Here is a 23,492-nt window from a genome sequence, read left to right as displayed (position 1 = left end):
GCCCCGATGGCAACGACCCAGACCCATCGCGAGATCCAGGTGACCAGCGTCCTCGGCCCCGACGTGCTGTTGTTTCGACGCATGCAGGCGAGCGAAGGCTTGTCCCAGCTCAGCGAATACCACGTGGAGCTGTACAGCGAGCGCGCCGACCTGAACATCGACGACCTGCTGGCCACCCAGATGACCGTGGCCGTGGACCTGCCCAAGGGCGGCAGCCGCTATTTCAGCGGGCATGTCAGCCACTTCTCGTTCAGCACGCGCCAGGGCCGCTACGCCACCTACAAGGCGGTGCTGCGCCCGTGGTTGTGGTTCCTGACGCTGACCAGCGACTGCCGGATCTTCCAGGAACTGAGTGTGCCGGACATCCTCAAGCAGGTGTTCGCGCCCTACAGCATTGCCGACGTCGACACCTCGGGCCTCAGCGGCAGCTACAAGCCGCTGACCTATTGCGTGCAGTACCGCGAGAGCGATTTCAACTTCGTCAGCCGCCTGATGGAGCAGGAGGGCATCTACTACTACTTCAAGAGTGCCGCAGGGCGTCACACCTTGGTGCTGGCGGACTCCTACGGCGCGCACTCACCGGCGCCGGGGTACGCGCAGATCCGCTTCATGCCCGCCGAAGACCACGCCATGCGCGAAAGCGAAGTGATCTATGACTGGCGCATGGGCGGCGACGTGGAACCGGGCGGCTATACGCTGCAAGACTTCGACTTCGAGAAGCCCAGCGCCAACCTGCTGGCCAAGTCCACTCTGGCCGGCAGTTACCCGCAGTCGCGCCACGAGCGCTATGACTACCCGGGCAAGTACACCGAACGCAAACAGGGTGAAACCTATGCGCGCACCTTGATTGAGTCGCTGCACACCGGCACCCAGCGCGTGACCGGTGCGACCCGTGCCCGAGGCCTGTTCCCCGGCGCCCTGTTGACCCTGACCGAACACCCGCGCAGCGAACAGAACGCGCAGTTCCTGTTGCTGGAGGCGCGTTATGCATTGTCTTCGGACACCTACGAGCCCACCCCGCCCGCCGCCCCCGCGCCGGTGCTGAGCTGCGAGTTTGTCGCGCTGTCACGCCAGCAGCAGTTCCGTGCGCCCTGTGTAGCGCGCAAGCCGCTGATGCACGGCCCGCAGACCGCCATGGTGGTGGGCAAGCAGGGCGAAGAAATCTGGACCGACAAATACGGGCGCATCAAGGTGCAGTTCCACTGGGACCGCGAAGGCAAGCGCGACGAAAACAGCTCGTGCTGGATCCGCGTGGCGCAGAGCTGGGCGGGCAAGCGCTGGGGCGCGCTGTACACGCCGCGCATCGGCCAGGAAGTGGTGGTGAGCTTTCTGGAAGGTGATCCCGACCAGCCGCTGGTCACGGGCAGCGTCTACAACGCCGACACTATGCCGCCGTATTCATTGCCGGAAAACGCCACGCGCTCGACCCTCAAGAGCAACTCGTCCAAGGGTGGCGGGGGCTACAACGAGCTGCGTTTCGAAGACAAAAAGGGTTCGGAACAGGTGTTCCTGCACGCGCAGAAAAACCTCGACCAGCGCGTGCTCAAGGACTCCCTGGACTGGGTGGGCGGCGACCGGCATTCCAAGATCGACCAGGACCTGCGCGAGAAGGTCGGCGGTGACCGGCATTCGTCGGTGGGCGGCCATCGCAACGAGAAAGCCACGGGCGACGTGTCGATGGCGGCCGGCGCCAACATGATCATCAACGGTGGCATGAAGACCGGCATCACCGCTGGCATGGACACCTACATCAAGGGCGGCATGAACGTGGTGATCGAGGCCGGGGCGACCATCACGCTCAAGGTCGGCTCCACTTTCCTGACCCTCACGCCGGCGATGATCGTCGCCTCGACCATCCCGCTGCCACTGCCCGAAGCCGCCTCGGCGGCACAAGCCCTGGCCCTCACGGCCGCCACCGGACCGGCCGGCGTGCCGTTGCCGCCCAAGGAGGCCGACGATGGCAAGTAACTCACTCTGGAGCCCGCTATGAACCTGATCCTGCTGGTCAAAAGCTACCGCGACCAACCCATGCCCGGCGACGTGATCTGCCGCTTCACCGAAGTGGGCGGCTCCATTGGCCGTGGGCCGGACAACGACCTGACCTTGGACGACCCGGGCAAATACATCTCCCGGGTGCACGCGCGCATCGACCTGCGCGGCGAGCAGTTCTACCTCACCGACACCGGCAGCAACCCCAGCCTGGTCAACGAACGGCCGCTGGGCAACGGCCGCGAGCGTGTGCTGGAGGAGGGTGATCGCCTGGTGATCGGCGACTACGCGTTGCTCGTGCGCCTGGAACAGCCCCAGGCGCCGGAACCCGAAGACGACGCCCTGGCTACGCGCATCCTGCCGCCGCTGTTCGTGCCGCCACCACCGCCCGTGGCTGCCGAACTGCCGCCGTTGGAAGTGCCGCAGGCGCTCGTGCGCGACCCGGAGGTGGTGGTGCCGGTGCTGTTGCACGACGACCTGGCCGGTGCGCGGATCCTCGAAGGCCACTCGCTGTTCGACGGGGCGATGCCGCTGTCGGACCCGCTGGGCTTGAACCCATCGCTGACCCCGGTGTTTCGCGGCACCGAGAGCGACCATGTGGCGCCGCAACTGCAGGCGTTCAACCCGCCAATCTGGCAGGCCGAGCCCCAGGTGATTCCGGAGGATTACGACCCGTTACTTGGGCTATCCACATCCCCTGTGGGAGCGGGCTTGCCCGCGAAGAACGATAATGCGGTCATCCAGGAACAACCCGTCGTCCTTGAGACCTTCGCGAGCAAGCCCGCTCCCACAGGGGATGAAGGTGTTCTCACGGCCCTGCTTTTGGGCCTGGGCCTTCCCGACCTGCACACCACCCGCACCCCCACCGAGCTCGCCCAGCTGGTGGGTGAAATGCTGCGCGCCGCCACGGGCGGCACCATGGATGTGCTGATGGCCCGTGCGCTGACCAAGCGGGAAAGCCACATCGACATGACCATGATCGGTGCCTATTCCAACAACCCGCTGAAGTTCTTTCCTGACGCCGACAGCGCCTTGACCCAGATGCTCAACAGCGATTCACCGGCCTACATGCGCCCGGTCAAGGCGCTGAATGCCTCGTTCGATGACCTCAAGGCCCACGAGCTGGCGGTGATCGCCGGCATGCGTGCGGCGCTGGGCGCGGTGGTGCAGCGCTTCGACCCGGCCCGGGTCGAGCAGCGGCGCACCACCCACGGCGCGCTCGACAAGTGGATGCCGGCGCGGCGCAAGGCGCGCTTGTGGGACCGCCTGGTGGAGCGCTACGAAGACCTGGCACGGGACGCCGACGAGGACCTGCAACGCCTGTTTGGCGAACTGTTTTCCAAGGCTTACGAAGAACAAGTCGCCCGCATGCGCACGTGATCATGGCCACGCAACGCATTCATTTGATGAGAAAAATTTATGTCCTGGAACAACAAAGTCGTCTGGTCCGAAGGCATGCTCCTGCAGCCCCAGCACCTGCAGCAGCATGACCGTTTTCTGCAAACCCAACTCGAAGCCCGGGTCGCGACCTTGCGCGCCTACGGCTGGGGTTTTTCCAAATTGGACATCGACCCGCAGCAGTTGGCGATGGGCAAGCTGTCGCTGCTCTCCTACAGCGGCGTATTGCCCGACGGCACACCCGTGGGCCTGCCGTTTGATGATGAAATGCCGCTGCCCCTGGAGATCCCCGACGATGCCCGCGACCTGAAAGTGGTGCTGGCCTTGCCGAGCCTGCGTCCGGGCGTGTCGGAGGTCGACGACAACCCCAGCTTTGAAAACTTTGCCCGCCATCGCAGCAGCGAATACGAGGCCTGGGACAGCAATGGCCTGGACAGCAGCGCGCTGATGAGCATCGGCAAATTGCGCCTGCGCCTGGCGTTCGAAGGCGATGTGGCCGACACCCATAGCGTGTTGGGCATTGCTCACGTGGTGGAAAAACGCGCCGACAAAAGTGTGCTGCTCGACCGCGATTACTGCCCGCCGTGCCTGGATGTTCGTGCGGCCGAACGCCTGCGCGCATTCAACGACGAACTGCTGGGCCTGGTGCAGCAACGGGTCGAAGCCCTGGCGTCGCGCCTGACCCGCCCGGACGGCAGCGGTGCGGCGGAAATCGCCGACTTCCTGCTGTTGCAAGTGCTCAACCGCAGCGTGCCGCTGGTACGGCACCTGGCGGCAATGACCGGTTTGCACCCCGAAGAGCTGTACCGCGACCTTGCCTCCCTGGCCGGTGAGTTGGCGACCTTTACCCGTGATGACAAGCGTGCCGCCAGTTACCCGGTGTATCGCCATGGCGCCCTGGCGGAGACCTTCGCCCCGGTGATGCTCGACCTACGCCGCGCGCTGTCGGCGGTGATGGATGTGCGCGCCATCGCGATCCCGCTGGAAGAGCGTCAGTACGGGATTCGCGTGGCGGTGCTGCCCGATCAGGAACTGCTGCGCTCGGCGACCTTCATCCTGGCGGTGCAGGCGCAGATGTCGGCCGAAAGCGTGCGCAACGGTTTCCCGCCGCAGGTGAAGATCGGCTCGGTGGAAAAGATCCGCGACCTGGTCAACCTGCAACTGCCGGGCATCGGCCTGCGTCCGTTGCCGGTGGCGCCACGGCAGTTGCCGTTCCACGCCGGCTTCACCTATTTCGAACTCGACCGCAGCAGCGAATATTGGCAATTGCTCAGCCAGTCGGCGGGGTTTGCCATGCACATCGCCGGGGTGTTCCCGGGGCTGGATATGCAGTTCTGGGCCATCCGCAATTAAGGCAAGGTGACTGACGTGAACGACACTTTTGAAGGCGGCCAGGACCCGGACCGCACCTTGCTGATCCCTACCCCCGGCGGGCGCCGGGCCACACCGTCGCCCACTGTGGCCGCGCCGGTGCAACGCGCCGCGCCTGTGCTGCATGGCCAGGGCCTCAACCCCCTGGTACGGGCGGCCAACCCGCTGCTGGACCTGGTGGTGCCGTTGCGCACCCTGACGGCGATGCCGGACATGGAGAGCCTGCGCCAGCGCTTGATCCAGGCGGTGCAGGCCTTTGAAGCCCAGGCCCGTGCGAGCCAGGTGGATGTGGAAACCGTGGCCGCTGCGCGCTACGCGTTGTGCACCCTGGTGGACGAGACCATCGCCAGTACGCCCTGGGGCGCGGGGGTGTGGGGCAGCCGCAGCCTGTTGGTGACGTTCCACAACGAGGCGTGGGGTGGCGAGAAATTTTTCATGATCCTGCAGCGCCTCAGCCAGGACCCGCGTACTCACATCGATGTGCTGGAGTTGATGTACCTGTGCATGGCCCTGGGCCTGGAGGGCCGCTACCGGGTGCTGGAGCGCGGCCTGGATCAGCTGGGCCTGTTGCGCGAGCGCCTGTTGCAACTGATCAACCAGCAACGCGGCCAGCAGGAGCAGGACCTCTCACCGCGCTGGCGTGGCGCCGAGGCCCCGCAAGCATCAATGCTGCGCCGGGTACCGTTGTGGGTGCTGGCGTCGGTGGCGGCGGTGCTGTTGTTGAGTGTGCAGTTGACTTACAGCTGGCTGCTCAACCGTGCGTCCGACCCGGTGTTTGCCCAGTTGGGTTCGATTCGTGTGGCCTCGCCGCTGAAGGTGGCGGTACCCGTGGCGCCAGCGCCGGTGCGCCTGGCCGGGTTCCTCGCGCCGGAAGTGGCCCAAGGGCTGGTGGCGGTGAAAGACAGTGCCGACCGCTCGGTCATCACCTTGCGCGGCGACGGTGTGTTTGCCTCCGGCAGTGCCGAGGTGTCGAGCAATTTTGACGGGCTGCTGGCGCGCATTGGCGACGCCCTGGCCACGGTGCCGGGGGATGTGGTGGTGGTCGGGCATACCGATAACGTGCGGCCGTCGGCGACGTCGCGGCTGGGGTCCAACTTCGACTTGTCCCAGGCGCGGGCCAAGACCGTGGCGCGTTTGCTCGCGCAGCGTGCAGGGCCAGCCGAGCGTTACCGCAGCGAGGGCCGTGGCGAAACCGAGCCGCTGGTGCCCAATGATTCGGCGGCCAATCGTGCACGTAACCGCCGCGTCGATATCACCGTGCTGATCCCTTCCCAGGCGCAATAACCATGAACTTTTCTTCGTTTTTCTCATTGTTATGGTCCCCGGTGGAGCGCTTTATTCTGTGGCTGCTCAAGCCGTGGTTGCTGTCGCTGATCGGCGTGGCGCTGCTGTCGTTGCTGGTGTGGTACGAAGGCCCGCTGCTGGCGTTCAACGGCAGTGAGCCGCTGGCGCCGGAGTCACGTCGCTGGGGGTTGATCGCGCTGTTTATGCTGATTTGGCTGGGCTATTTCGCCTGGCGCCTGTGGCGTGCCTGGCGGGCCAACCGTGGCCTGATGGCCGGCGTCGCCGAGGCGCCAGCGGTCGCGCCCGGCGTGCGTGAAACCCAGGCCGAAGTGGCTGAGCTGGGCGAGCGCATGCGCTCGGCCATGGCCGTGCTGCGCAAGGCCAACCCGGGCTGGAAGATGAGCGGGCAGTACCTGTACCAACTGCCGTGGTACATGTTTGTCGGCGCGCCGGGCAGCGGCAAGACCACCGCGCTGACCCACTCCGGCCTGCAGTTTCCCCTGCGCGAAGCGATGGGCAGTGGTGCCATCGGCGGCGTGGGCGGTACGCGGCATTGCGACTGGTGGTTCACCGACGAAGCCGTGTTGCTCGACACCGCCGGGCGCTACACCACCCAGGACAGCTACACCGAGGTGGACAAGGCGGCCTGGGGCGGCTTTCTCGACCTGCTGAAAAAGTACCGTCGCCAGCGCCCGGTCAACGGTGTGATCGTGGCCTTGAGTGTCAGCGACCTGCTGCAACAGACCGACGCCCAGCGCCAGGCCCAGGCCGTGGCGATCCGCGCGCGCATCAACGAGCTGTACGAGCGCCTGGGCCTGCGGTTTCCGGTGTACGTGATCATCACCAAGTGCGATTTGCTGGCGGGCTTCTCGGAGTTTTTCGAGACCTTCGGCCGCGATGAGCGTGCGCAGGTGTGGGGGGTGACCTTTCCATTGCCCCAGCCACCGCAGCCCGACACGGGGTTGGCGTCGTTCCCGGGCGAGTTCGATGCGTTGGAGCACCAGTTGCAGCGGCGGGTACTGGAGCGTTTGCAGCAGGAGCGCGACTTGTCGCGACGTGCTTTGCTTTATAGCTTCCCGCAACAATTTGCCAGCCTGGGCGATGGCCTGACGCGCTTTCTCAACACGGTGTTTGAAACCAACCGCTACCAGGAGCCGGCGCTGTTGCGTGGGGTGTATTTCACCAGCGGCACTCAGGAAGGCAGCCCGATCGATCGCGTGCTGACTTCGCTGGCAGCCTCGTTCGGCCTGGGCCGCAAGGTGCTGGCGCCGAATGTGGCCAGCGGGCGCAGCTATTTCATCACGCGGTTGCTGCGTGAGGTGATTTTCAAGGAGGCCGGGCTTGCCGGGGTCAATCATCAAGAGGAGCGGCGTCGGCGCTTGCTTGGCCGGGCCGGGCGTATCACGGCGGCGGCAGTGTTCGTGTTGCTGCTGGCGGCGATGACCATCAGCTACAACCGCAACCTGCAATTGATCGCCGATGCGTCTGGCGCCGCCACCAACGTCGCGCAATTGGCCAAGGCACTGCCGGTCGAGGGTGATGTGCTGGTGACGTTGCCGTTGCTCAATGCCACGCGCAGTTTGCCCAGTGGCTACAGCGACGCCGACAACAGCGTGCCGTTGCTCAGCCGCATGGGCCTGTACCAGGGCAACAAGCTGGGTGCGGGGGCGATCACCCTGTACCGCCGCCTGCTGCGCAGTACGTTGTTGCCGCACATCGTCGCCAACATGGAAAACGCGTTGCGCCGGGGTGATGCGAGCAATCAGGAGTTTCTGTATGAAACCCTGCGCGCCTACCTGATGCTGGGCGAGCGGCAGTTCTTCGACGCGCCGTCGGTGCAGGCCTGGGTCGATGTGGACTGGCGCCGCGAACTGCCCCAGGCGACGCCGGCGCAGTTGCAGCAATTGTCGGATCACGTGGCGGCGTTGCTGGAGGCCGACGACGAGGCCGAGCCGGTGCAACTGGACAGCGCGTTGATCGCCAAGGTGCGCCTGGCGCTGGCGAGCATGCCGTTGTCCCAGCGCATCTATAACCGGGTCAAGCGCCAGGTGGATCAGCAACATCTGCCGGAGTTGAGCGTCAACAGCGCGGTGGGGCGGGACGTATCGTCGCTGTTTACCCGCGCCAGTGGTGAGCCGTTGTCCCGTGGGGTCAGCGGTGTGTACCGGATCGCCGGTTACCGTGAGCTGACCGACAAAACCCCACAAGCCGTGGCCGACATGGCCAAGGACAGTTGGGTGCTGGATCGCCAGGAGTCGGCGCAGATCGCCGGCGGCAACCCGGCGATGCAGGCGGCGGTGCTGGAGCTGTATTACGCGGACTACATCCGCCAGTGGGACACCTTTCTCGCGGATGTGCACCTGGTGCCGTTGACCGGCCTGGGCCAGGCGTCCCAGGTGACCAATACGCTGGCTGCCACTGATTCACCGCTGCGCGCCTTGTTGCAAGCCGTCTCCAAGGAAACAACCCTTGACGGTGCCCTGACTTCGGCTACCAGCAAGGACACCGACCAGCGCGTGCGTGAGAAAATCGCTGCCGCCACCCAGAAACTGCAATCGGCCTTGGGCGGTGACACCCCGGCTGCGGTTGCGGACGCTTCGGCCAACCCGGTCGATCAGCATTTTGCCGCGTTGCATCGCCTGGTGGGTACGGGCACCGGCCCGCAGCCGCTGGATGATGTGCTGGCGTCCCTGAAAGATGCCGGGCAGTTTTTCGACAGCGCCGATGCGGCCCGCCGCAGTGCTGCGCCGGCACCCTCCAACGAAGTGCTGGGGCGCTTGAAGCGTTCGGGTGACACCCAGCCGGCGCCTTTGTCGACCTTGCTGCGTGATGTGGAGGCCGGTGGCAGCGCGCTGACCCTGGGCAACGAGAAGGCCCGCTTGAACGCGCTGTGGGAGGCCACTGGCGCGCCGTTCTGCCGGGTGGCGATTGAGGGGCGCTACCCGCTGGTGCGCAGTTCCGGGCGTGATGCCACCGCCGATGACTTCGGCAAGTTCTTCGGCCCGGGTGGGTTGATGGATGATTTTTTCAGCAAGAACCTTGCGCCTTACGTCGACATGAGCGGCAGCCAGTGGCGCTGGCGGTCAACCGGTGTGACGCCGCTGAATATTTCCCAGGATGTGCTCAACCAGTTCCAGCGCGGCGCCAAACTGCGCGACATGTTCTTTGTGGCCGGGGCGCGCCAGCCGTCGATGCGTTTTGATCTGAAGGCCCTGGGGGCTGATCCGGCGTTGACCAAAGTGACCCTGGACATCGATGGCCAGCCGGTGGTGTACGACACCGGCACTTCGCCGGACTTCACCAGCATCTCCCTGCCCAGCGGCAAGTCCGGCGGGTTGGTGCGCCTGGACGCCACGCCGGCGCTGGTCAACCCGTTGCGCAGCGATGGCCCCTGGGGCTGGCTGCGCATGATGGACAAGGCGGCGGTGAGCGCCCAGGGCGAGCAATTGCAATTGACCTTCACCGTGGAGGGCCACCGCGTGGCGTACCAGTTGCGCGCCAGCAGTGTGATCAACCCGTTCCGGCGTGACAGCCTTGAGCCGTTCCATTGCCCCAGCAGTTTTTAAGGACCCGTCATGAATGGATTTTTCGGCAAGGTCGCAAGCCATGGGGATTTTGTCAGCCGCCGTTTGCCGCCGGCGTTTTTGAATACCTGGGACACTTGGCTGCAGGCCGGTTTGCAGTGCAGTCGTGAGCGTCTGGGGGAGCAATGGCTGGACGTGTACCTGTGCAGCCCGATCTGGCGTTTTGCGCTGGCGGCGGGGGTGTGCGGTGACAGCGGTTGGGCGGGGGTGATGATTCCCAGCGTGGACCGCGTGGGGCGGTATTTTCCGCTGACCCTCGCCAGTGCAGGAGAAGACGTGCCCTTGCTGGCGCGGTTGGAACGGGATGGGGTGTGGTACGGCCAGTTGGAGCGCCTGGCGTTGTCGGCGCTGAGCGAAGGGTTTGCCCTGGAATCGTTCGACGAGGTGTTGCAGGCCCTGCCATTGGCCGGCTGCTGGACACCGGCAAGCCACGCCGACACGGCCTGGGTACCCGCACAATGGCTCGACTTGCCCGACCCGGAGCGGATTGGTGACGGCATGCCGCAATTAAGTGCGCAGATCGATCCTTCGGGCCTCGCGCGGCACTCACTGTTCTGGACCGAAGGCTCGCCCCGCGTTGCGCCGTCGATCTGGGTAGGGGAGGGGCTGCCGGATGGTGAGACCTTCGCTGACATGCTGGGTGGACGGTAGAGCCTGGTGATCACCTGTAGTGCGCGGGCTTGCCCCGCGCCGCGATCTACCTGATGTACCGCGTCACCTGAGACACCGCCGCGCGGGGTAAACCCGCTCACTACAACTGCTGATTTTTGTAGTGAGCGGGCTAGCCCCGCGCCGCGATCTACCTGATGTAGCGCGTCACTTGATAGACCGCCGCGCGGGGCAAGCCCGCTCACTACGGGCTGCGTTCACCTATTCATTTTTTAGTTCAAGGCTGCAAGTTGTGCGACGGTTTCTGGGAAGCGCGCCACCAGCCGAATCAAAGTGACCGCCTGGGCATTGGGCTTAGCGCGGCCTTGCTCCCAGTTTTCCAGCGTGCGTGTGTTGGTGCGCAGGTACATGGCAAACACCGAGCGGGAGAGATTGAGCTGCTGGCGCACGGCGACCACTTCCTCGGCGGTGAGTGGTTCCAGCTTGTTGAGGTGAACCTTGTGGGTACGCAGGGTGATTTTGCCTTGGCGTTCGTCCGCCAGCGCATCGAAGCCTTCGACCAGTTCGGAAAAGATTTCACGTTTCATGATGTGTTTTCGCTTTGATTTCCCTGTCCAGCATGTGTTTAAGCGCTTTTTTGTGCTGTGGCGTCAGGTCGTCCTGTTCGTGTTTGCCGTACAAGGTGAACAACCAGAACTGCGTACCGCCCGACCACCAGTAGTAAATGACCCGAAGGCCACCACGCTTGCCTTTGTTGCGTCGCTCATCGACGAAGCGAACCTTGCGCAGCCCGCCTGTGCCCTCGATCATGTCTCCTGCTTCCGGGTTTTTCATCAACGCCTGTTGAAAACCCTGGAAAAGCTCGTCACTCAGATAATCCCTGCGGTGCCGCTCGAAGGCCGGCAATTCGATAAATAGCGCATCCATGTTCTGTACGTAGACTGCGTATAGTTTGGTGGCCCACTCGTGATGGGTCAAGTGACCCTGCTGTGGGAACTTTCCTAAAACGCAAACACCATACGACGCCCTCCGGCGGGCAGATGCCAGATGAATAGGCAGTCGGGAGAGGACATTTCTGCGTTTGTAATGAGCAGGCTTGCCCCGCGCGGCGGTGTATCAGGTGACGCGGTGCGTCAGGTAGATCGCGGCGCGGGGCAAGCCCGCTCACTACAACGGCATATTCTGTGGTGAGCGGGCTTTGTTGTTCCCGGGAATGCAAAACGGCGCCCGAAGGCGCCGTTTTGTTTTCTACGTTGTGCTAAGCGATCAAACGCCCAACACCGCGTGCTGCACCAGGGTGAGCAGCGGTTGTGGGTATACGCCCAGGAAGAACGCGAGCAGGGCGATGGCCAGCAGCATCACGCCGCCTGCCTTTTGTTCCCAGTGCAGCTCGGCGTCCACGCGACGCAGGTTTGGCTCGATCAGGTACAGGGTGACCATCACGCGCAGGTAGTAGAACACGCCGATGGCGCTGCCTAGTACCAGGGAGGCGACCAACCACCACTCGTGGGCTTCAACACCGGTCGCGACGATGTAGAACTTGCCGATGAAGCCCGCCGTCAGCGGGATACCGGCCAGGGACAGCATCATCACGGTCAGTACGGCAGTCAGGTACGGACGGCGCCAGAACAGGCCGCGGTATTCGTACAGGGCGTCGGCGTCACGGCCTTTGAATGGCGAGGACATCAGCGTGATCACGCCGAATGCACCCAGGCTGGTGATCACGTAGGTCACCAGGTACACGCCCATGGCTTCCACGGCCAGGCCTTTGCTCGCCACCAGGGCGATCAGCAGGTAGCCGAAGTGGGCGATGGACGAGTAACCCAGCAGACGCTTGAGGTTGTTCTGGGTCAGGGCCAGCAGGTTGCCGAACAGGATCGACGCAATGGCGATCACGGTCAGCACGGTGCTCAGCACGCCGGTATTGGCGGCAGGGGAGATCTGGAACAGACGCACCATCACCGCAAACACAGCCACCTTCGACGCAGTGGCCAGGAACGCAGCCACCGGCGCCGGGGCACCTTCGTACACGTCCGGGGTCCACAGGTGGAACGGCACCAAGGAGAGCTTGAACGCCAGGCCGATCAGCATCATGGCCAGGCCCAGTTGGGCAATCGGCGCAGGCATGCTGGTGGCGGCCAGGGCGTGGCCGATACCGGTGAAGCTCAGGTTGCCGGCTTCAGCGTAGAGCAGGGCCATACCGAACAACAGGAACGCGGAACCGGCCGCCGACAGCACCATGTACTTGATGCCGGCTTCCAGGGAGCGCTTGTTGAAGAACGCATAGGCCACCAGGCCGTAGGTCGGGATCGACAGCAGTTCCAGGCCGATGAACAGGCCCGCCAGGTGCTGTGCGCTGACCAGCACGATGCCACCGGCCGCAGCCAGCAGGATCAGCAGGTACAGCTCTTCGCGGTTGCCTGGGTAGCCGGTGCCGCCTTCGCCGAGGTAGGCGTGGGCGAGGGTGACGCAGGCCAGTGTGGCCACCAGGATCAGCGCGATGTACAGCAGGGCGAAGTCATCGACCATCATCAAAGGCGTGACCGCCAGTGGCGCGACCTTGAGGGCCGGGATGATCGACAGCAGGGCCAGGTTCAGACCGGCACAGGACAGCAGGAACGTTTGCGAGTGATTGCGGCGCCAGGCGATCGCCAGCATCACCACCACGATGGTGAGGCTGGTAATCAGCAGCGGCGCAAGCGCGATAAAGTGTTGGATCGTGAATTCCATAGCGCTCTTACCGGGCCGAAGCGAGTTGAGAGAAGGCGGTGCCGAACCACTGCTGCACGCCATGCATCGTTGCGGCAGAAGTGTCCAGGAACGGTTGCGGGTACACGCCGATGTAGATCAGCAGGACCGCAAGGCCGAGCACCATGATCAGTTCGCGAGCGTCCATCCCTTGCAGGACGGTGTCGGACTTGGCCGGGCCGAAGTAGGCGCGGTGGATCATGATCAGCGAGTAGACCGAACCGAACACCAGGCCGGACGTGGCGATGGCGCTGACCCATGGGGTCTGTACGAACGCGCCCATCAGGATCAGGAACTCGCCGATGAAGTTACCGGTACCCGGCAAGCCCAGGGACGCGGCGGCGAAGAACAGGCTGATCGCCGGCAGGTAGGCGATACGCGACCACACCCCACCCATTTCACGCATGTCACGGGTGTGCAGGCGCTCGTACAGCTGGCCACTCAGGATAAAGAGGGCAGCGGCCGAAACACCGTGGGCCAACATCTGGATCACCGCGCCTTGCAGCGCCAGTTGGCTGCCGGAGTAGATGCCGATCAGTACGAAGCCCATGTGGGAAACGGACGAGAAGGCAATCAGACGCTTGATGTCGGTTTGTGCGAAGGCCAGGAACGCACCGTAGAAAATCCCGATCAGACCCAGGGTCATGGCGATCGGCGCGAACTCGGCCGAGGCATTCGGGAACAGCGGCAGGGCGAAACGCAGCAGACCATACGCAGCGGTCTTCAACAGGATGCCCGCCAGGTCCACGGAACCTGCAGTCGGCGCCTGGGCGTGAGCGTCAGGCAGCCAGGAGTGGAACGGCACCACCGGCAGCTTCACCGCGAACGCGATGAAGAAGCCCAGCATCAGGATGTACTCGGTGGTCAGGGACATCTTGGTCTTCAACAGGTCGGCGTAGTTGAAGGTGATCACGCCGGTGTTGTTGAAGTTGACCAGTACCAGGCCCAGGATCGCCACCAACATGATCAGGCCGGAAGCCTGGGTGAAGATGAAGAACTTGGTCGCTGCGTAGATCCGGGTTTTCTTGCCGTCCGAAGAGCTGTGACCCCAGAGCGCGATGAGGAAGTACATCGGCACCAGCATCATTTCCCAGAAGAAGAAGAACATGAACAGGTCGAGGGCGAGGAACACGCCGACAACGCCGCCCAGGATCCACATCAGGTTCAGGTGGAAGAAGCCCACGTGACGCTGGATCTCTTTCCAGGAGCAGAGTACCGAGAGGATACCCAGCAGGCCGGTCAGCAGGATCATCAACAGCGACAGGCCGTCGAGGGCCAGGTGCACGTTGATGCCGAAGCGCTGGATCCACACGTGCTTGAATTCAAGCGCGAACGTTGGATCGACACCCGGTGCCGGAGCAAATGAATAGTCGCCATGGGCCCACAGCCAGAGGCCGAGCGCGAGTTCCAGGGACATGGTCAGCAACGCAATCCAGCGGGGGAGGGTGGCGCCGAAGCGTTCACCCATCCAGCAGAGCAGGCCGCCGATGAAGGGGATCAGGATTAGCCAGGGCAGAATCATGACAGGCTCGTTTCCTTTCGCAAGTTCGCAAAGTTGGCAATGTTCATAATCAGACCGCTACCACCACGATGGCGCCAATCACCAGAACGGCACCGGCCGCCATGGAGGCTGCATACCAGCGCAGTTGGCCAGTCTCGCTGCGGCTCAGGGCGGTGTGACCGGCCTTGGCGGCGCGCGGGATCAAACCGATGGTCTGGTCGAGCGGGTCTTTGCGCAGTACATGGCTGATGGCCAGGTAAGGCTTGACGAACAGTTTGTCGTAGATCCAGTCGAAGCCCCAGGCAGCGAACCACCAGGCCGACAGGAAGCGGCCAATGCCACTGTTGGCAACCGCCGTCACGAAGCGACGCTTGCCCAGGAACAGCAGCGCGGCCAACAGGATACCCGCGATAGCGATGGCGCCCGAGGCGATTTCCAGGCTGTGCTTGGCAGCGCCACCGGCATGGCCGGCGCTTTCTGGCAGCACGCCAGCCAGTGGCGGGGTGATCAGGGCGCCGACGAAGGTCGACAGCACGATCAGTACCGACAAAGGCAGCCAGTGCGAAATGCCGTGGCCTGCGTGTGCTTCGGTCTTGGCTTCACCGTGGAAGGTGATGAAGATCAGGCGGAAGGTGTATAGCGAGGTCATGAATGCCCCCACCAGGCCTGCGTACAGCAGGTTCTGGTTACCGCTGGCAAAGGCTTCCCAGAGGATTTCGTCTTTCGAGTAGAAACCGGCGGTCACCAGCGGCAGGGCGGCCAGGGCGGCACCACCGACGATGAAGCTGGCGTAGGCCAGTGGCAGTTTCTTCCACAGACCGCCCATCTTGAAGATGTTCTGCTCGTGGTGGCAGGCAACGATCACCGCACCGGAAGCGAGGAACAGCAGGGCCTTGAAGAAGGCGTGGGTCATCAGGTGGAAGATCGCCGCGTCCCAGGCGCCAACGCCCAGGGCCAGGAACATGTAGCCGATCTGGCTCATGGTCGAGTAGGCGAGGATACGCTTGATGTCGGTCTGCACCAGCGCGGCGAAGCCGGCCAGTACCAGGGTCACGCCGCCCACCAGGCCTACCAGGTGCAGGATTTCCGGCGCCAGGGTGAACAGGCCGTGGGTACGTGCGATCAGGTAGACACCCGCCGTTACCATCGTTGCCGCGTGGATCAGTGCGGAAACAGGGGTAGGACCGGCCATCGCATCCGCCAGCCAGGTTTGCAGTGGCAGTTGCGCGGATTTACCGACAGCGCCGCCCAGCAGCATCAGGGTGGCCAGGGTGATCCAGAAGTCGCCAACCTGGAATTTCTGCGGTGCCAGCACCAGCAGTTCCTGGATGTTCAGCGTGCCCACCTGTTGGAACAGGATGAACAGGCCGATGGCCATGAACACGTCACCGATACGGGTCACGATGAAGGCTTTGAGGGCGGCGTTACCGTTGTTGCGGTTGCTGTAGTAGAAACCGATCAACAGGTACGAGCACAGGCCCACGCCTTCCCAACCGAAGTACAGGAACAACAGGTTATCGCCCAGCACCAGGAACAGCATGCTGGCGATAAACAGGTTGGTGTACGAGAAGAAGCGCGAGTAGCCCGCTTCACCGCGCATGTACCAGGACGCGAACAGGTGGATCAGGAAGCCCACACCCACCACCACGCCGAGCATGGTGATCGACAGGCCGTCGATGTAGAGGGCGAAGTTGGGCTTGAAGCCCTCCACCGACATCCACTGCCACAGCACGAGGGTGTAGTGGCCGCCTTCCGGCGGCGCCACGTTGAATTGCCAGATGACGTAGGCGGCCACGATGGCCGACAGGCCAATGGAACCCACGCCCACCAGGGCCGAGAGGTTTTCCGACCAGCGCCCGCGAGAGAACGACAGCAGCAGGAAACCGATCAGGGGGAATACGAAAGTCAGAAAGATCATGTTCATCCGCGCATCTCACTGGCAGCGTCGATATCAAGCGTGTGGAAGCGACGATACAGTTGCAGCAGGATCGCCAGGCCGATACTGGCCTCGGCGGCTGCCAGGCTGATCACCAGGATGAACATGACTTGTCCATCCGGCTGGCCCCAACGTGCACCCGCAACGATGAAGGCCAGTGCGGCGGCGTTCATCATGATTTCCAGGCTCATCAACACGAACAGAATGTTACGGCGAACCATCAGGCCGACCAGGCCAAGGCAGAACAGGATGCCGGCGACCGCCAGACCATGCTCCAAAGGGATAGCAGGCATCGTCATTGCTCCTTGGCTTCGTTGCGGCCCAAGTGGAAGGCGGTGACGGCTGCAGCGAGCAGCAGCATCGACGCCAGTTCGACCACCAGCAGGTACGGGCCGAACAGGCTGATGCCCACGGCCTTCGCGTCTACGGTGGTGTGGCCGATGGCCTGGCCGCTCTGGTGAGCGAACAGTACATACAGCAGTTCACCCAGCAGCAGGGCTGCCAGGACGACCGGGCCGAGCCAGATGCCGGGCTTGAGCCAGACGCGTTCTTGGGCGACCGAAGCCGGCCCCAGGTTGAGCATCATCACCACAAACACGAACAGCACCATGATGGCGCCGGCGTAGGCGATCACTTCCAGCACACCGGCGAACGGTGCGCCGAGGCTGAAGAAGGTCATGGCCACGGCGATCAACGAAATGATTAGGTAGAGCAGGGCGTGCACGGGGTTGGTGTTGGTGATCACGCGAAGCGTGGACACCACTGCAATACCGGACGCGAAATAGAAAGCGAATTCCATCTTTCTTCCTTAAGGCAGCAAGCTCTTCACGTTGATCGGCTCGGCTTCGTTTTGTGCGGCGCCTTTTGGCTTACCGGCAACGGCCATACCTGCAACACGATAGAAGTTGTAATCAGGGTTTTTACCGGGACCAGAGATCAGCAGATCTTCTTTCTCGTACACCAGGTCCTGACGTTTGAACTCGGCCATCTCGAAATCCGGCGTGAGCTGGATTGCGGTGGTCGGGCAAGCTTCCTCGCAGAGGCCGCAGAAAATGCAGCGCGAGAAGTTGATGCGGAAGAAGTCCGGGTACCAGCGACCGTCTTCGGTTTCAGCTTTCTGCAGGGAGATGCAACCCACCGGGCACGCCACGGCGCACAGGTTGCAGGCTACGCAACGCTCTTCGCCATCGGGGTCGCGGGTGAGCACGATGCGGCCGCGATAGCGCGGCGGCAGGTACACCGCTTCTTCCGGGTATTGCAGGGTGTCGCGCTTGCGGAAGCCGTGGCCGAAAACCATCACCAGGCTTCGCAACTGGGTACCGGTACCCTTAACGATGTCGCCAATATATTTGAACATGGGTCAAATCCTCACTGAACCGCGCCCGCTGGCGTGTTCAACAACACAACGGCAGCAGTCACCAGCAAATTGATCAGGGTCAGCGGCAGGCAGAAGCGCCAGCTGAAATCCATCACCTGGTCGTATCGTGGACGCGGAATGGAAGCGCGCAGCAGGATAAACAACATGATGAAGAACGCGGTCTTCAGGAAGAACCAGAAGAAGGCCAACTGCGGCAGGATGCCGAACGGACCGTGCCAGCCGCCGAAGAACAGCGTGACCAGCAGGGCCGAGATCAAGATGATGCCGATGTATTCGCCAACGAAGAACATGCCCCATTTCATGCCGGCGTATTCAATGTGGTAACCGTCGGCCAGTTCCTGTTCCGCTTCCGGCTGGTCGAACGGGTGACGGTGAGTCACGGCGACGCCAGCGATGAAGAAGGTACAGAAGCCGAAGAACTGCGGAATGATGAACCACAGGTTCTGCGCCTGGTACTCGACGATGTCGCGCATGTTGAACGAGCCGACCTGCACCACGATGCCCATCAGCGCGAGGCCCATGAACACTTCGTAGGACACGGTCTGGGCCGAGGCGCGCAAGCTGCCCAGCAGGGCGAACTTGTTATTACTCGACCAACCGGCGAACAGCACCGCGTAGACCGACAGACCGGCCATGGCGAAGAAGAACAGCAAGCCGATGTTCAGGTCCGCCACGCCCCAGGTCGGGGTGATCGGGATGATCGCGAAGGCGATCAGCAAGGCGCTCATGGCCACGACCGGTGCCAGGGTGAAGATCACCTTGTCGGCAAACGGCGGAGTCCAGTCTTCCTTGAAGAACATTTTGAGCATGTCCGCAGCGATCTGGAACATGCCGAACGGGCCAACGCGGTTCGGACCGTAACGGTCCTGCCACCAGCCCAGCAGGCGACGTTCGACGAAGCTGAGCAGGGCGCCCGCGACGACCACGGCCAACAGGATCACGACAGCCTTGAGGACCGCAATGATCACGTCGATCACTTCAGGGGTGAACCAGGTCATTGCGCTGCCTCCTGCAGACCGTCAACGGTTTTGCCAAAGATGGCCGCTGGGATGCCGGCGAAACCTTTCGGCAGTGCTACCAGGCCAGCGCCCAACGCTTCGTTGATGCGCAGCGGCAGACGCAGGGTCTGGCCGGCCACGTTCAGGCTGAGCAGTGCACCGTCGTTGACGCCCAGGCGGTCGGCTTCGGACTTGGCCAGGGAAACGTAGGCGGTCGGGATGCGCTCTTGCACCGGCGCGGCCTTGGAAGAGTTCTCTTCGCTGCCGAACAGGTGGAAGAACGGTACAACCTGCCAGGTGCCCTGGGCCGGGTTGAACGGACGCGGTACGGCGGCGAACCAGTTCAGCGAGTCACCGGTGCTTTCGATCAGGCGGGTGCCCGGGTCGCCAGCGCGGATGTGACCACCGACTTCGTCCTGGAACTTGTTCCAGGCCTGTGGCGAGTTCCAGCCCGGCGACCAGGCGAATGGCACCTGCTGACGCGGCTCGACCGATCCCGAGTAACCTTCCATGGAGAAGGCAAACGCGGTGTCCTGGTCTTGTGGGGTACGCGGTTCGTGCACGCTGATGTTGGCGCGCATGGCGGTACGACCGGAGTAACGCAGCGGTTCACGGGCCAGTTTCATGCCCTTGATGCGGAACGCGGCGGACGGTGCGGCGTCGACGATACGCGCCAGCTGCGGCGCGCTGGCAGCGGCGGCGGCGGTCACGTGGTCGAGCTGGGTCCAGTCGATCGGCTGGTTCAGCAGGGTGGCGCGCAGGGCATGCAGCCAGCGCCAGCCTTCGTGAACCAGGATGCTGGCGTCCATGTACTTCGGATCGAACACCTGGAAGAAGCGCTGGGCGCGGCCTTCCTGGCTGACCAGGGTACCGTCGCCTTCGGCGAAGGTGGCGGCTGGCAGGACCAGGTCGGCACGGTCGCTGGTGGCGGTCTTCTGGTGGTCGGCAACGATCAGCACCTTGGCGGCGCTGAGTGCAGCGTCAACCTTGGCGGCATCGGTGCGGGTGTACAGGTCGTTTTCCAGCACGACGATGGCGTCGGCCTTGCCATCCGTTACGGCTTGCAGCGCGGCGTCCAGGGACTCGCCACCGAGCATGGCCAGGCCAAGGCTGTTGGCTTCCGGCACGACCAGGCTGATTGAACCGTTCTTGTCGCGCAGTTTCAAGGCCTTGGCGATGTTGGCAGCGGCTTCGATCAGTGCCTTGGAACCCAGCGAGGTACCGGCAATGATCAAGGGACGCTTGGCGGCCAGCAGGGCGTCGGCGATGCGTTGGGCCAGCTCAACGGCTTCAGTGTCCAGGCCTTCGACGGCCGGCGCGCTGGCGTCCAGGGCGTGGGCCACGGCGAAACCGAGGCGGGCCAGGTCGTCTGGGGCTGCGTGGACGCATTCTTCGGCGATGTCGTCGAGCTTGGTTTCAGCGATGCTTGCGATAAACAGCGGGTTCAGCGCGTGCTGGCCGATGTTTTTCACCGCGGCGTCGAGCCACGGCTGTACGCGCATCGCGTCGGCCATGTCTTCAGCCTTGCCTTTGACCGACTGGCGCAGCGACAGGGCGATGCGGGCAGCGGTTTGGGTCAGGTCTTCACCGAGCACGAAGATGGCGTCGTGGTCTTCGATGTCGCGCATGTTCGGAACCGGCAGCGGGCTGTCGTTCAGCACTTGCAGGACCAGGCGGATGCGCTCCAGCTCACCGGCTTCGATACCGGAGTAGAAGTGCTCGGCACCCACCAGTTCGCGCAACGCGTAGTTGCTTTCGAGGCTGGCGCGGGGCGAACCGATACCGACGATGTTGCGGCCGCGCAGCAGGTCGGCGGCTTTATCCAGCGCGTCGTCCAGGCTCAGCTTGCCGCCGTTGGCCAGCAGTGGCTGGCGCGGACGGTCCTTGCGGTTGACGTAGCCGTAGCCGAAACGGCCACGGTCGCACAGGAAGTACTGGTTGACCGAACCGTTGAAGCGGTTTTCGATACGACGCAGTTCGCCGTAGCGCTCGCCCGGGGAGATGTTGCAACCGCTGGAGCAGCCATGGCAGATGCTCGGCGAGAACTGCATGTCCCACTTACGGTTGTAGCGCTCGGAGTGAGTCTTGTCGGTGAACACACCGGTCGGGCAGACCTCGGTGAGGTTGCCGGAGAACTCGCTTTCGAGCACGCCGTCTTCAACGCGACCAAAGTACACGTTGTCGTGGGCACCGAACACGCCCAGGTCGGTACCGCCGGCGTAGTCCTTATAGAAGCGCACGCAACGGTAGCAGGCGATGCAGCGGTTCATTTCGTGGGAAATGAACGGGCCGAGGTCCTGGTTCTGGTGGGTACGCTTGGTGAAGCGATAACGGCGCTCGTTGTGGCCGGTCATTACGGTCATGTCTTGCAGGTGGCAGTGACCGCCTTCCTCACAGACCGGGCAGTCGTGGGGGTGGTTGGTCATCAGCCATTCGACGACACTGGCGCGGAACGCCTTGGATTCTTCATCGTCGATGGAGATCCAGGTGTTGTCGGTGGCGGGGGTCATGCACGACATGACGATACGACCACGGGTGTCGTTCTCGTCGGTGTATTGCTTGACCGCGCACTGGCGACAGGCACCGACGCTACCGAGTGCGGGGTGCCAGCAGAAATACGGGATATCGAGGCCGAGTGACAGACACGCCTGTAACAGGTTGTCCGCCCCATCGACTTCGAGCGCTTTGCCGTCTACGTGGATAGTGGCCATGGTTCAAAGTTCTTCGTTGGCCCGTTGTCAGCGGGCGTGGCTAATGGAATCTTGTTATTCATGTGCATCTACACAGCCGTTAAGGCGTCAGCACATGAGCAGTTGAAGGGCACGCGCCCTTCGCCTGTTTAAGCGTTACGCGCCGACTACGATCGGCCTTGCCAGAGGCGGGACGGCGGCGCTGGTAGGCGCGATGCCGGCTTCGAACTCCGAGCGGAAGTATTTGATGGCGCTGCCCAATGGCTCCACGGCGCCCGGTGCGTGAGCACAGAAGGTCTTGCCCGGGCCGAGGAAACCGACCAGACCCAGCAGGGTCTCGATGTCACCCTCGCGACCTTCGCCTTTTTCCAGGGCCATCAGCAGCTTCACGCTCCACGGCAAACCGTCGCGGCATGGGGTGCAGAAACCGCACGATTCACGGGCGAAGAACTGCTCCATGTTGCGCAGCAACGAGACCATGTTCACGGTGTTGTCCACCGCCATCGCCAGGCCTGTCCCCATCCGGGTGCCGACCTTGCCGATGCCGCCGGCGTACATCTGTGCGTCGAGGTGCTCAGGGAGCAGGAAACCGGTGCCGGCGCCGCCTGGCTGCCAGGCTTTCAAGGTGTAGCCGTCGCGCATGCCGCCGGCGTAGTCCTCGAACAGCTCGCGTGCGGTCACGCCGAACGGCAGTTCCCACAGGCCAGGGTTCTTGACCTTGCCGGAGAAGCCCATGAGCTTGGTGCCCATGTCTTCGCTGCCTTCGCGGGCCAACGATTTGTACCAGTCCACGCCGTCGGCGATGATCGCCGGCACGTTGCACAGGGTCTCGACGTTGTTCACGCAGGTCGGCTTGCCCCACACGCCCACGGCGGCAGGGAAGGGCGGCTTGGAGCGCGGGTTGGCGCGACGGCCTTCGAGGGAGTTGATCAGTGCGGTTTCTTCACCGCAGATGTAACGCCCGGCACCGGTGTGCACGAACAGTTCGAAGTCAAAACCGGAACCGAGGATGTTCTTGCCCAAAAGGCCAGCGGCCTTGGCTTCTTCCACGGCACGGTTGAGGTGCTTGGCGGCGGTGGTGTATTCGCCACGCAGGAAGATGTAGCCACGGTAGGTTTTCAGCGCACGGGCGCTGATCAGCATGCCTTCGATCAGCAGATGGGGCAGTTGCTCCATCAGCATGCGGTCTTTCCAGGTGTTGGGTTCCATTTCATCCGCGTTGCACAGCAGGTAGCGGATGTTGATGGATTCGTCCTTTGGCATCAGGCCCCACTTAACACCCGTGGGGAAGCCTGCGCCGCCGCGGCCTTTGAGACCTGCGTCTTTCACGGTCTGGACGATGTCGTCCTGGGCCATGTCGGCGAAGGCTTTGCGCGCCGCGGCGTAGCCGTTTTTGGCCTGGTACTCGTCGAACCATACCGGCTCGGCATCGTCACGCAGGCGCCAGGTCAGCGGGTGGGTCTCAGGCGAACGCTTGATCAGGTTGGCCGGGCCGAAAGATGTAAGGGTCATGGGTAGCCCTCGAGCAATTGGGTCACGCCAGCAGGCTGCACGTCACCGAATGTGTCGTCGTCGATCATCAACGCCGGCGCCTTGTCGCAGTTGCCCAGGCAGCACACCGGCAGCAGCGTGAAGCGGCCGTCCGGGGTGGTTTGGCCCAGGCCAATGCCCAGCTTGTTCTGGATCTCGCTGACCACGGACTCGTGACCCCCGATGTAGCAGACCATGCTGTCGCACACGCGAATGATGTGGCGGCCCACGGGCTGACGGAAGATCTGGCTGTAGAACGTGGCCACGCCTTCAACGTCGCTGGCAGGGATGCCGAGGATTTCGCCGATGGCATAGAGGGCGCCGTCCGGCACCCAGCCACGTTCCTTCTGGACGATCTTCAAGGCTTCGATCGACGCCGCGCGCGGGTCTTCGTAGTGATGCAGCTCGTGCTCGATGGCCGAGCGCTCGGTTTCACTCAGGGTGAAACGGTCTGTCTGGATAAGCGTGCTGTTCAT

At 63.4% G+C, this 23,492-nt stretch carries 18 protein-coding genes; 6 read left to right on the top strand and 12 right to left on the bottom strand.

All coding sequences use genetic code 11. The features are described 5' to 3' along the window. The first annotated feature begins 6 nt into the window (after window positions 1–6). The 6 genes from HX803_RS02720 to tagF are packed head-to-tail and all read left to right on the top strand — an operon-like array spanning window position 7 to window position 10,277. Window positions 7–1,968, top strand: a complete 1,962-nt coding sequence (locus HX803_RS02720) for a type VI secretion system Vgr family protein (RefSeq protein WP_178918812.1) — start codon at window positions 7–9, stop codon at window positions 1,966–1,968. An 18-nt stretch (window positions 1,969–1,986) separates the two neighbouring features. After that, entirely contained in the window at window positions 1,987–3,369 is a 1,383-nt protein-coding gene (gene tagH, locus HX803_RS02715) for a type VI secretion system-associated FHA domain protein TagH (RefSeq protein WP_178918811.1), read from the top strand. Window positions 3,370–3,408: 39 nt separating this feature from the next. After that, entirely contained in the window at window positions 3,409–4,740 is a 1,332-nt protein-coding gene (gene tssK / locus HX803_RS02710; protein ID WP_178918810.1) for a type VI secretion system baseplate subunit TssK, read from the top strand. A gap of 15 nt (window positions 4,741–4,755) precedes the next feature. Beyond that, window positions 4,756–6,042, top strand: coding sequence for a type IVB secretion system protein IcmH/DotU (gene icmH, locus HX803_RS02705; RefSeq protein WP_178918809.1), 1,287 nt, complete (start codon window positions 4,756–4,758; stop codon window positions 6,040–6,042). 2 nt (window positions 6,043–6,044) lie between these two features. Beyond that, complete coding sequence (gene tssM, locus HX803_RS02700) at window positions 6,045–9,608, top strand: type VI secretion system membrane subunit TssM (protein WP_178918808.1); 3,564 nt, start codon at window positions 6,045–6,047, stop codon at window positions 9,606–9,608. Window positions 9,609–9,617: 9 nt separating this feature from the next. After that, entirely contained in the window at window positions 9,618–10,277 is a 660-nt protein-coding gene (gene tagF, locus HX803_RS02695; RefSeq protein WP_178918807.1) for a type VI secretion system-associated protein TagF, read from the top strand. 230 nt (window positions 10,278–10,507) lie between these two features. Here the strand turns inward: tagF and HX803_RS02690 are convergent, their stop codons facing one another. From HX803_RS02690 to nuoE, 12 genes are all read right to left on the bottom strand, one after another. Then, window positions 10,508–10,822 carry a DNA-binding transcriptional regulator gene (locus HX803_RS02690; protein WP_178918806.1) on the bottom strand — a complete coding sequence of 105 codons (315 nt, stop codon included), beginning with the start codon at window positions 10,820–10,822 and terminating at the stop codon, window positions 10,508–10,510. After that, the gene (locus tag HX803_RS02685; RefSeq protein WP_178918805.1) at window positions 10,812–11,162 is read right to left on the bottom strand and encodes a toxin; all 351 of its coding nucleotides are present in this window, start codon (window positions 11,160–11,162) and stop codon (window positions 10,812–10,814) included. Before HX803_RS02685 ends, HX803_RS02690 begins: the two co-directional genes overlap by 11 nt. Before the next feature lie 339 nt (window positions 11,163–11,501). Further along, window positions 11,502–12,965, bottom strand: a complete 1,464-nt coding sequence (nuoN, locus tag HX803_RS02680; RefSeq protein WP_012724956.1) for an NADH-quinone oxidoreductase subunit NuoN — start codon at window positions 12,963–12,965, stop codon at window positions 11,502–11,504. A gap of 7 nt (window positions 12,966–12,972) precedes the next feature. Continuing rightward, window positions 12,973–14,505: an NADH-quinone oxidoreductase subunit M gene (gene nuoM / locus HX803_RS02675; RefSeq protein WP_178918804.1), complete on the bottom strand. Its 1,533-nt coding sequence runs from the start codon at window positions 14,503–14,505 to the stop codon at window positions 12,973–12,975. A 49-nt stretch (window positions 14,506–14,554) separates the two neighbouring features. After that, window positions 14,555–16,408 (bottom strand): NADH-quinone oxidoreductase subunit L, encoded by a 1,854-nt coding sequence (gene nuoL / locus HX803_RS02670; protein WP_017255329.1) that lies wholly within the window; start codon window positions 16,406–16,408, stop codon window positions 14,555–14,557. After that, entirely contained in the window at window positions 16,405–16,713 is a 309-nt protein-coding gene (gene nuoK / locus HX803_RS02665) for an NADH-quinone oxidoreductase subunit NuoK (protein WP_003174727.1), read from the bottom strand. Before nuoK ends, nuoL begins: the two co-directional genes overlap by 4 nt. A 2-nt stretch (window positions 16,714–16,715) precedes the next feature. Then, complete coding sequence (gene nuoJ, locus HX803_RS02660; protein WP_016974048.1) at window positions 16,716–17,219, bottom strand: NADH-quinone oxidoreductase subunit J; 504 nt, start codon at window positions 17,217–17,219, stop codon at window positions 16,716–16,718. Window positions 17,220–17,228: 9 nt separating this feature from the next. Next, window positions 17,229–17,777 carry an NADH-quinone oxidoreductase subunit NuoI gene (gene nuoI, locus HX803_RS02655; RefSeq protein ID WP_003174725.1) on the bottom strand — a complete coding sequence of 183 codons (549 nt, stop codon included), beginning with the start codon at window positions 17,775–17,777 and terminating at the stop codon, window positions 17,229–17,231. Window positions 17,778–17,788: 11 nt separating this feature from the next. Beyond that, window positions 17,789–18,796: an NADH-quinone oxidoreductase subunit NuoH gene (nuoH, locus tag HX803_RS02650; protein WP_060755669.1), complete on the bottom strand. Its 1,008-nt coding sequence runs from the start codon at window positions 18,794–18,796 to the stop codon at window positions 17,789–17,791. Next, on the bottom strand, window positions 18,793–21,507 hold the full coding sequence (gene nuoG, locus HX803_RS02645; protein ID WP_178918803.1) for an NADH-quinone oxidoreductase subunit NuoG: 2,715 nt from the start codon (window positions 21,505–21,507) through the stop codon (window positions 18,793–18,795). Before nuoG ends, nuoH begins: the two co-directional genes overlap by 4 nt. Before the next feature lie 135 nt (window positions 21,508–21,642). Beyond that, window positions 21,643–22,998 carry an NADH-quinone oxidoreductase subunit NuoF gene (nuoF, locus tag HX803_RS02640; RefSeq protein WP_178918802.1) on the bottom strand — a complete coding sequence of 452 codons (1,356 nt, stop codon included), beginning with the start codon at window positions 22,996–22,998 and terminating at the stop codon, window positions 21,643–21,645. Then, the gene (nuoE, locus tag HX803_RS02635) at window positions 22,995–23,492 is read right to left on the bottom strand and encodes an NADH-quinone oxidoreductase subunit NuoE (protein ID WP_003174721.1); all 498 of its coding nucleotides are present in this window, start codon (window positions 23,490–23,492) and stop codon (window positions 22,995–22,997) included. The genes nuoF and nuoE overlap by 4 nt, the downstream gene beginning before the upstream one ends.

This window comes from Pseudomonas sp. P7548 (genome assembly GCF_013386585.1).
GTDB lineage: Bacteria > Pseudomonadota > Gammaproteobacteria > Pseudomonadales > Pseudomonadaceae > Aquipseudomonas.
This window is presented reverse-complemented; position numbering and strand designations above follow the sequence as displayed.